Annotated in this window: 6 protein-coding genes; 2 read left to right on the top strand and 4 right to left on the bottom strand. The window is 70.7% G+C overall.

The window, feature by feature from the left end; translation table 11 throughout:
- The 4 genes from E1267_RS42720 to E1267_RS42705 all read right to left on the bottom strand — a co-directional run.
- Positions 1–375: nitroreductase family deazaflavin-dependent oxidoreductase (locus E1267_RS42720; RefSeq protein WP_132341880.1), on the bottom strand; the 375-nt coding region annotated here is incomplete at its 3' end.
- 27 nt (positions 376–402) lie between these two features.
- Positions 403–999, bottom strand: a complete 597-nt coding sequence (locus E1267_RS42715) for a TetR/AcrR family transcriptional regulator (RefSeq protein ID WP_132341878.1) — start codon at positions 997–999, stop codon at positions 403–405.
- Positions 1,000–1,432: 433 nt separating this feature from the next.
- Entirely contained in the window at positions 1,433–2,416 is a 984-nt protein-coding gene (locus E1267_RS42710) for a glycoside hydrolase family 11 protein (RefSeq protein WP_132341876.1), read from the bottom strand.
- A 239-nt stretch (positions 2,417–2,655) separates the two neighbouring features.
- The gene (locus E1267_RS42705) at positions 2,656–3,078 is read right to left on the bottom strand and encodes a VOC family protein (RefSeq protein ID WP_132341874.1); all 423 of its coding nucleotides are present in this window, start codon (positions 3,076–3,078) and stop codon (positions 2,656–2,658) included.
- Positions 3,079–3,194: 116 nt separating this feature from the next.
- On the opposite strand from E1267_RS42705, the gene E1267_RS42700 reads away from it, so the two are divergent.
- The gene (locus tag E1267_RS42700; protein ID WP_132341872.1) at positions 3,195–4,220 is read left to right on the top strand and encodes a helix-turn-helix transcriptional regulator; all 1,026 of its coding nucleotides are present in this window, start codon (positions 3,195–3,197) and stop codon (positions 4,218–4,220) included.
- 157 nt (positions 4,221–4,377) lie between these two features.
- Positions 4,378–4,605, top strand: a 228-nt coding sequence (locus E1267_RS42695; RefSeq protein WP_132341870.1) for a hypothetical protein, incomplete at its 3' end; no start/stop codon positions are given.

The raw sequence follows: 4,605 nt of genomic DNA, 5'->3' as shown, positions 1-4,605 counted from the left end.
CAGCTGTGTATAAGAGACAGGGCGGGGGGCGTACGCGGCCATGATCTGCGCGCCCTGCTCCTCCGGGACCGGCGCGGCGGTGGCCTGCACGGCGCGTCCGCCCACGTGCAGGGTCACCTCGGGGGTGGCCATGACGTTGCGATACCAGTCGGCTCGCCGCCCGAACCCGGAGGCCGCCACGTAACCCCGCTCGTCGTGCTGGACGACCTCGACGACGGCCCGGCGGGGCCGGCCGGAGACGCGACCGGTGTGGGTGAGCAGCATGATCCGCTGTCCCAGCAGCCGGCCCAGTCCGACCCGGTACAACAGGATGGGAAGGCGCCACAATGTGCGGCGTAGCCCGGTCGGTGGCGCGGGCCTCTTGACGATCTCCATACCGGTTCCTCTCCGTGTCGGCCGCGCTCACGAGGGAGTCTTGGCCAGCAGGTTCTCCACCGCGGACAGTGCCGCGCCGACGGGCAGGTCGCCGTCGATCATGTGGTGCAACATCAGCCCGTCGATCGCCGCCACGACCAGGGTGGCCACCCCGTCCAGGCGGTCGCGCGGCCAGGCGGCATGCGCCTCGCGCAGGCGCCCGGCGATCAGGCCGCGAGCCTGGCGCAACTCGTCGCGGAGCACCACGCCCAGCGCCGGATCGCGGGTGGCGCCCGCGATCAGCTCGGCGGCCAGCCGGGTCGTCTGGTCGTCGCCGGTCGCCTGGGGCAGCAGGCGCCGCACGGTCGCCAGGGCCGCGCGCTCGTCCGCGGCCTGCGTGAGCTCGGTGACCAGCGGGCCGAGGATGAGCTCGGTGGCCTGACGGAAGATCGCGGTGTGCAGCCCGGCCAGCCCGCCGAAGTGGTAGTGGATCAGGCCGGGGTTGGTGCCGGCCCGCTGGGCCACGGCGCGGGTGGTGACCCCCTGCCAGCCGTCGTCCCGCAGCAGGGCGATGCCGGCCGCCACCAGTTGCTCGCGGCGGCGATCCCCGCGCACCGAATTTGGTCGGTCGGCCAAGTTGGTCATACGGCCAAACTAGCAGAGCGGGGACTGGGCGCGGAACGCGATCGGCCGCAGGCCAGCCACGCCGCCTTCCTCGCCACGCTGGTGGAGGCCCCAAGGCCATCTGCCGGGTGGCCGAACGAAGGCCGCTTCGCCTCGCTCGTGCCCCGGTGTACGACCCGGACGGGCCCGGCGTGCACGCTCGACGCCCACGCCGTCGTGGACGACGGTGACTGGGCCACGATCGGCACCTACCCCTTCACCCGCAAGCGCGGGTACTCGCACACTCTCTGGACGGCCTGCCGGAGCTGGATTCCGACCGGTTCGAGGCCTACCTCGACTCGTCGGCATGCACACCGTCACCGAGGCGGCGCCCATCCTCCAGGACGAACCGCGCCGCGCCACAGGCTGACGCGGGGCCGTGGCGCGGCGGCGCCGCGCCACGGCCCACGGTGGATCAGCTCGCGCTGCAGGAGACCGACGGCCAGGTGTGGTTGCCGTTGTGCTGGATCGTCACACCCCAGTTGTTGCCGTTGCCGTTGGGCCTGGCGCTCAGGACCTGGGAACTGGGATAGGTGGCGCTGATGTTCCAGGTCGCGATGATCTTCGCCGGGGACGGAACGTTCATCGTCACGGTCCAGTTGCTGGAGCCGCTGACGTTGACGGACAGGTTGTAGCGATCGCTCCACTGCTGGCCCGCCGACAGCGTCGCGGTGCAACCGCCAGGGTTACCCGGGTTGCCGGGGTCGGGGTTGCCTCCGCCGGAGCCGATCGTGATGTTGGAGTTTCCGCTGCTCTGGTAACCCTCGGTCGCGAGGATCATGTAGTCGTGGTTGCCGAGGTTCATGCCCTGGCGGGCCCACGCGTCGAAATGGTTGCCCGAGGTGATGCTCCCGCCGGTCCTCTTCGACTGCCGGACGCTCCAGTACTGGTCGAACGTCCTGGTGCCCTCGATGGAGGGGGCGTCGTACCGCGTCGTCTTGTAGATGTCGTACGTGCCGCCGTCGCTGGTGACCGTGCCCCTGTACTCGCCAGTCGGCCGGTAGGTGCCCCAGTTGTCGACGATGTAGTACTCGATGAGCGGGTTCCTGGTCCACCCGTAGAGCGTCAGGTAGGCGTTGCCGGACGGATTGAAGCTGCCCGAGTAGCTCACGGTCCTGCGTCCGCCGGTGCTCCAGCCCTTGCCGGCGACGAAGTTCCCGGTGTTCCTCCATGAGGTGCTGTAGTTGCCGCCGGAGCCCAGCTCCATGGAGACCGTCCCGGGGGCGTCGGTCCAGAACGAGTAGAAGTAGCCGTTGTTGGTGCCGGTCTGGTTCGACGTGATGGCCGCGTTGGCGGCCGACGGCAACATCGCGGTGGCCAGGGCCAGCACCACGGCTCCGGCACGGGCGGCGAACAACCTGACGCGGCCGCGTCGGCGGCGGTGGGGGGCGTCGTTCATGTGCGTGCTTCCTCCTCGTGAGGGCTCGCTTGGGGGGCAGGCAGCGACAGTGTTCGTCCGCGCCCGGCGGGCTGTCAACGACGCCCGGCCGAACCCGCGCCTCCACCCGGCCCGCGGCCTTCCTTTCGGGCATCACACCTGGTCAGTTGTACGCCGTGCCGATCTCCCCGAACCCAGCGGATGAAACTTTCACTGATATTCCGAAACATTCGGAACGCTCCCCGGCGCGCGGTCGGCGATCACCAGGTTCCGTCGGCGGCGACGTCCACGACCCAGACGACGCCGAAACGGTCCTTGAGCATCCCGTAGAGCGCGGACCACTGCGCGGGCTCCAGCGGCCGCACGACGTCGGCTCCTTCCGAGAGCCTCTCCCAGTACGCGGTGATCTCCTGCGTGGTCTCACCGCGGAGGGAGAGGAAGAAGGAGTTCTCGCCCTGGTCGTACGGCAGGTGCGAGGGCACGTCGTACGCCATCACGTGGAAGCCGTCATCGGCGAGCACCTGGCCCCACATCACCCGGTCCGCGTCGGCGGCGTCCTGCACGTTCCCGGCGTCCCTGTACGTGACGACGGCGAGGCCGCCACCGAACACGGACCGGTAGAACTCGAGCGCCGCGCGGGCGTCGCCCCGGAAGTTGAGATGGGCCGCGGACTTGACGGTCATTTCCTGACTCCTGACCTGAGAATCGTCGTTGTCGAGCGCCGTCGTCCGGCGCGAGACCCCACCGTGGCACGGGAAGCGGTCAGGATGTGGCCTCTACTCGGGGCACCATGGGAGCCATGCAGAAGACCTCGGCGCGACTGCTGTCGCTGCTCTCGTTGCTCCAGGCCCGCCGGGACTGGCCGGGGGCGCTGCTGGCCGAGCGGCTCGACGTCAGCCCGCGCACCGTGCGCCGGGACGTCGACCGCCTGCGCGAGCTCGGCTACCCCATCGTCGCCTTCAAGGGACCGGACGGCGGCTACCGCCTCGACGCGGGCTCGGAGCTGCCTCCGCTGCTGTTCGACGACGAGCAGGCCGTCGCGCTGGCCATAGCGCTGCAGACCGCGGCCGCCACCACTGGCGCCGGCATCGAGGAGGCCGCGGCGCGTGCGCTGAGCACCGTCCGGCAGGTGATGCCCGCACGGCTGCGCCGCCGGATCGACACCTTCCAGGTCACGCCCGTCGAGCGGCCGGCGGCCCGGCCGGGCACGCGGGCCGGCGGTGGCGTGCTCATGGCCCTCGGCGCCGCCATCCACGGCCGCGAGGTGCTGCGCTTCGACTACGCTCCGGCCTCCGCGCCGGAGGCGCAGGGGGACGCGATGCCGGAGCCGCCGCGCCGGGTGGAGCCCCATCACCTCGTCACGTGGGGCGGGCGCTGGTACCTCGTCGCGTGGGACCTCGACCGCGAGGACTGGCGTACGTTCCGCGCCGACCGGATCGCCCCGCGCACCCCAGCGGGGCCGCGCTTCGCCCCGCGCGAGCTGCCCGGAGGCGAGGTGGCCGCCTTCGTGGCCGCCCGGTTCTCGGGTTCGTACGGCTCGGGCGGCTGGCCCTGCCGCGGCGACGTGATCCTCAGGGCGCCCGCCGCCGAGGTGTCCCGCTTCACCCGCGACGGTGTCGTCGAAGAGCTGGGGCCGGACCGCTGTCGGCTCGTCCTGGGCTCGTGGTCGTGGATCGGCCTGGCCGCCGCCATCGGCAGGTACGACGCCGACATCGAGGCCGTCGCTCCCGGCGAGCTCAAGGACGCCTTCGCGCGCCTGGCCCGCCGATACGCCGGCGCCGTGGGCGGGCGAGTTGACGAGCCGGATGCGGCTGTGACATCCTGAATGTGGCAGTGAGGTTGACACTTATATTAAGTGTGGACATTCGTTTCCCTTTTGCGTTATGCTGCTTCCTTGCGCTGCCTCCTGACGGCCCGGCCCACGCCGGGCGTTTGGCGTGCGCGCAGTTCGATTCCATCCGTGTCCACCGGAAGGACATCTGTTGGCAGCCTCGCGCAACGCCTCCGCCGTACCCGCTGGTCCCCGTCGCGTGTCATTTTCGCGCATCCAGGAGCCTCTCGAAGTTCCTGACCTTCTCGCTCCGCAGACCGAGTCGTTCGATTGGCTGCTCGGCAACGAGAAGTGGAAGGCCCGGGTAGAGGCGGCTCGCCAGGCCGGGCGCAGGGACGTCCCGACCCAGTCGGGTCTCGAAGAGATCTTCGAAGAGATC

It is taken from the genome of Nonomuraea longispora (assembly GCF_004348345.1).
In the GTDB taxonomy this organism is placed as follows: domain Bacteria; phylum Actinomycetota; class Actinomycetes; order Streptosporangiales; family Streptosporangiaceae; genus Nonomuraea; species Nonomuraea longispora.
Note: the sequence above shows the minus strand (reverse complement) of the source record. Positions and strands in the feature narration are given on the sequence as shown.